The organism is Thauera linaloolentis 47Lol = DSM 12138 (genome assembly GCF_000310205.1).
Classification (GTDB): domain Bacteria; phylum Pseudomonadota; class Gammaproteobacteria; order Burkholderiales; family Rhodocyclaceae; genus Thauera; species Thauera linaloolentis.
The window spans coordinates 1-4,063 of record NZ_AMXE01000149.1; the positions used below are offsets into that span (position 1 = coordinate 1).

3 protein-coding genes and 1 pseudogene are annotated in these 4,063 nt (G+C 69.7%); 3 read left to right on the top strand and 1 reads right to left on the bottom strand.

Translation table 11 applies throughout. The features are described 5' to 3' along the window. Positions 1–1,893 (bottom strand): bifunctional proline dehydrogenase/L-glutamate gamma-semialdehyde dehydrogenase PutA (gene putA, locus C666_RS18670; protein ID WP_081593496.1); only part of this gene is annotated, 1,893 nt, incomplete at its 3' end. Between the two features lie 167 nt (positions 1,894–2,060). On the opposite strand from putA, the gene C666_RS18675 reads away from it, so the two are divergent. The 3 genes and pseudogenes from C666_RS18675 to C666_RS20040 all read left to right on the top strand — a co-directional run. Then, positions 2,061–2,528: an Lrp/AsnC ligand binding domain-containing protein gene (locus C666_RS18675; protein ID WP_004348394.1), complete on the top strand. Its 468-nt coding sequence runs from the start codon at positions 2,061–2,063 to the stop codon at positions 2,526–2,528. A gap of 84 nt (positions 2,529–2,612) precedes the next feature. Beyond that, positions 2,613–3,911, top strand: a complete 1,299-nt coding sequence (gene gshA / locus C666_RS18680; RefSeq protein ID WP_004348397.1) for a glutamate--cysteine ligase — start codon at positions 2,613–2,615, stop codon at positions 3,909–3,911. Beyond that, positions 3,908–4,063 (top strand): annotated as a pseudogene (locus C666_RS20040) (glutathione synthase); the annotation flags it as partial. The gene gshA and the pseudogene C666_RS20040, both read left to right, overlap by 4 nt.

Below are 4,063 nucleotides of genomic sequence, written 5' to 3' on the forward strand. Positions count from 1 at the left end.
CGGGGTCCGCGCCCAGGGCCGGGCCGCGGCCTCGGCGGCGGCGAGGGCGGACTCGATGTCCGGCGCCGCGCTTTCCGCCGCATGGCCGACGATGTCGCGCAGGTCGGCCGGGTTGGCCACCGCGCGCAGGCGGGACGCATCCACCGCCGGCTGGCCGGCGACGATCGGACCAGCTTGGTGCGCACTGTCGCGGCCGCGCCGCAGGGCGGCCGCGATGCGATGGCGCACCGGCTCGCTGGCCAGATCCAGGCCGGCCGAATTGACGCGCTGCGCGCCGTACAGCCCAGCCGGCAGCGGAATGCGCGGATGCGGCGCACCGCCCAGTGCCGCCGCCTGCTCGACGGGGTCGGCGACCAGTTCGTCCACCGGCACCGCCTCGTCCACGATGCGGTTGACGAAGCTGGTGTTGGCGCCGTTTTCCAGCAGCCGGCGCACCAGGTAGGCGAGCAGGGTTTCGTGGCTGCCGACCGGCGCGTAGATGCGCACCAGGCGATGGCGTCCGGCATGGCCGGCGATCTGGTCGTAGAGCGGCTCGCCCATGCCGTGCAGGCACTGGAATTCGTAGTCGCCCGCGCGCCAGGCGGCGCCCGGGGTCTGTGCTTCGGCGGCGTGGAAGACCGCCGCCAGGGTGTGGGCGTTGTGGGTGGCGAACTGCGGGTAGATGGCGTCGCGCGCGGCGAGCAGCTTGCGCGCGCAGGCGAGATAGGACACGTCGGTATGGACCTTGCGCGTGAACACCGGGTAGTCCCGCAGGCCGTCGATCTGCGCGCGCTTGATCTCGGCGTCCCAGTAGGCGCCTTTCACCAGGCGCACCATCAGGCGCAGGCCGCTGCGCCGCGCCAGGTCGATGACGAAGTCGAGCACCTGGGGGGCGCGCTTCTGGTAGGCCTGCACGACGAAGCCCAGTCCGTCCCAGCCGGCCAGCGCGCCGTCCTGCGCCAGGGCTTCGAGCAGGTCGAGCGAGAGGTCGAGGCGGTCGGCTTCTTCGGCGTCGATGTTGAGGCCGATGTCGTAGTCCCTCGCCTGCAGGCACAGCGCCCTGAGCCTGGGCAGCAGCTCGGCGAACACGCGCTCGCGCTGCGACCAGGTGTAGCGCGGGTGAAGGGCCGAGAGCTTGACCGAGATGCCGTTGCCGTCGACCACGCCGCGTCCGGCCGAGGCCTTGCCGATGGCGTCGATGGCGCGGGCATAGTCGCCGAAGTAGCGTTCGGCGTCCTCGGCGGTGACCGCCGCCTCGCCCAGCATGTCGAAGGAGTAGCGGTAGCCGCGCTTCTCGTGCGCGCGGCCGCGCTCCAGTGCTTCGCCGATGTCGCGGCCGGTGACGAACTGCTCGCCCAGCATGCGCATCGCCAGGTCCATGCCTTTGCGGATCAGCGGCTCGCCGCCGCGCGCGACCAGGCGGGCGAGCGCGGTGGACAGGCCGGCTTCGCTACTCGTCGACACCAGTCGCCCGGTGATCAGCAGACCCCAGGTGGCGGCGTTGACGAACAGCGAGGGGCTGTGGCCGACGTGCGCGCGCCAGTCGCCGTCGGCGAGCTTGTCGCGGATCAGGCGGTCCGCCGTGGCCTTGTCGGGCACGCGCAGCAGGGCTTCGGCCAGGCACATCAGCGCCACGCCTTCCTGGCTCGACAGCGAGAACTCCTTCATCAGCGCATCGACGCCGGACGAACGGCCGCGCTGCGCGCGCAGGCCGGCCACCAGGCTGCGGGCCAGGTCCGCGATGCGCTGGCGTGCCGCATCGTCCACGCGTGCCGCGTCGATGAGGGCTGCGACGCATTCGGCCTCCGGGCGGCGCCATGTGTCGTCGATGGCGGCGCGCAGCGGCGGGCGGGCATGCGCCGGCAGCGCGGCGGCGGCCAGGCCGGAGGCAATGGGCGAAGCGGGGTGATCCACGGTGAAAGCCTCCGGCGGGTGTAGGGAACGGCGGCGCTTCTGGCAGGGCGTCGATTCGGCCGAATTTTTCGCCAAAAACAATAGTTGATGGCTCCAAAATTCGAATCTATACAGACATAATTCCGGTTTTGGCGCCCAGGGGTAGTCGAAAAGACTGCTGCACCGCAATGGATCGGATCGATTTGAAGATACTCGCCGAACTGCAGGCCGACGCCCGCCTGTCGATCGTCGAACTGTCGCGCCGCGTCGGCCTTACCAAGACGCCCTGCGCCGAGCGCGTACGCCGGCTGGAAAAGCGCGGCGTGATCCGCGGCTACCATGCCGACCTCGACCCGGACGCGATCGGCGCCGGCCACATCGTCGTCGTGCAGGTGCTGCTGAGCAGCACCGCCGAGCAGGACCTGCGGCGCTTCAACGAGGCCGTGCGCCGCATCCCCGAGATCGAGTCCTGCCACATGGTCGCGGGCGATTTCGACTACCTGCTGAAGGTGCGCACCCGCGACATCCACGAGTACCGCCGCGTGATGGGGGATGGCATTTCCGGCCTGCCCTGCGTCAAGCAGACCCACAGCTACGTGGTGATGGAGGTGGTCAAGGAGGCGCGCAGTCTGCCGGTGCGCGCGCCGGCAGACTGATCGGGGCGGGCCATGGTGTAACATCCCCGCCAATCGTTTCGCCGCCTGCCGGCCGGCAGCGGCTCCTTCCGGGTCAGACAATCCATGGTTCCGCATCTCACTACCGCACTCACCGGGCCGCTGCTCGAACTGGAGCGCCAGTTCCTCGATAATGCTTCGGACATCGAAAAGTGGTTCCGCGTCCAGTGGCAGGACCACATGCCGCCCTTCTACGGCTCGACCGACCTGCGCAACTCGGGCTTCAAGCTCGCGCCGGTCGACCTCAACCTGTTTCCGGGCGGCTTCAACAATCTCAACGATGCCTTCATGCCCTTGTGCGTGCAGGCCGCGCAGGTCGCGATCGAGCGCATCTGCCCCGATGCCAGCAAGCTGCTGCTGGTTCCGGAGAACCACACCCGCAACCAGTTCTACCTGCAGAACGTCGCCAAGCTGGTGTCCATCCTGCGCCTGACCGGGCTCGAGGTGCGCATCGGCAGCCTGCTGCCCGAGATCGCCGCGCCGACGGTGCTCGAACTGGCCAACGGCGCCACGCTGACGCTCGAACCGCTGCGCCGCAGCGGCGGCCGCGTCGGGCTGGACGGCTTCGACCCCTGCGCGGTGCTGCTCAACAACGACCTGTCGGCAGGGATTCCGCCGGTGCTCAAGGGCCTGGACGAGCAGTGGCTGATCCCGCCGCTGCACGCCGGCTGGCACGCACGCCGCAAGTCGAAGCACGCCGAGTGCTACGACCGCGTGGCGCGCGAGTTCGCCGCCGCGATCGGCATCGATCCGTGGCGCATCAACCCCGAGTTCGGCGTCTGTGGCCAGATCAACTTCCAGGAGCGCACCGGCGAGGAATGCCTGGCGGCGCAGGTCGATTCGCTGCTGACCCGCATCCGCGCCAAGTACAAGGAGTACGGCGTCGGCGACGAGCCCTTCGTCGTCGTCAAGGCCGATGCCGGCACCTACGGCATGGGCGTGATGACGGTCAAGGACGCGTCCGAGGTGGTCGGCCTGAACCGCCGCCAGCGCAACAAGATGGCGGTGGTCAAGGAAGGCCTGCAGGTGCACGAGGTCATCATCCAGGAAGGCGTGCACACCTTCGAGACGGTGGAGGACGGCGTCGCCGAGCCCGTCGTCTACATGATGGACCACTACGTCGTCGGCGGCTTCTACCGCGTCCACACCGAGCGCGGCCGCGACGAGAACCTCAATGCGCCGGGCATGCACTTCAAGCCGCTGGCTTTCGACACCTGCTGCACGCTGCCCGACGCGGCGCAGGGGCCGGATGCGCCGCCCAACCGCTTCTACGCCTATGGCGTGGTCGCGCGCCTGGCGCTGCTGGCGGCCTCGGTCGAGATCGAGGAAACGGCGCCGCTCGAGGAACTCGGAGAGGCGGCATGAAGCTCGCCTTCATCCTCGATCCGCTCGACGGCCTGAAGGCCTACAAGGATTCCAGCATCGCGATGATGCGCGCCGCCGCCGCGCGCGGCCACCAGGTGTGGACGCTGCAGCGCGGCGCGCTGGCGTGGCGCGACGGCGCGGTGGCGGCGCGC

Excerpts from the sequence above, each read along its gene's own strand:
- C666_RS18675 (WP_004348394.1), top strand. The coding sequence starts at position 2,061 with ATGGATCGGATCGATTTGAAGATACTCGCCGAACTGCAGGCCGACGCC.
- gshA (WP_004348397.1), top strand. The coding sequence starts at position 2,613 with ATGGTTCCGCATCTCACTACCGCACTCACCGGGCCGCTGCTCGAACTG.